This window comes from Massilia sp. CMS3.1, assembly GCF_051262535.1.
Taxonomy (GTDB): domain Bacteria; phylum Pseudomonadota; class Gammaproteobacteria; order Burkholderiales; family Burkholderiaceae_D; genus Telluria.
In genome coordinates this window covers 1-401 of record NZ_JBIMES010000091.1, presented here as the reverse complement: position 1 = coordinate 401, position 401 = coordinate 1, and the positions used below count along the sequence as shown (strand labels likewise).

Genomic DNA, 401 nt, shown 5'->3' with positions numbered 1-401 from the left:
CCGGAGTTCAGCCTGGTAGGCATCATGCTCAAGAAGGCGCTGGCCAAGCTCAAGCCAGACGACAAGCCGATCCTGCATTCGGACCAGGGATGGCAGTATCGAATGCCAGCCTACCAACGGGCTCTAAGGGAAAAGTGCGTTGTGCAGAGCATGTCACGCAAGGGGAATTGCCTCGATAACGCCTCAATGGAAAGCTTCTTCGCCGTGCTGAAGTCAGAGTTTTTCTACTTGAATAAATTCAGCAGCGTCGACGAGCTGCAAACCGGCCTCAAGAAGTACATTCACTACTACAATCACGACCGCATCAAGATGAAGCTAAAAGGGCTGAGTCCTGTTCAATACAGAACCCAGCCCTTGGCCGTTCACTAGACCTAACCGTCCAACTTTACGGGGTCAGTTCA

At 52.1% G+C, this 401-nt stretch carries 1 protein-coding gene; it reads left to right on the top strand.

What is annotated here, in order from left to right; all coding sequences use genetic code 11:
* Window positions 1-369, top strand: a 369-nt coding sequence (locus ACHAC9_RS24555; protein ID WP_435764438.1) for a transposase, incomplete at its 5' end; no start/stop codon positions are given.
* Window positions 370-401 lie beyond the last annotated feature (32 nt).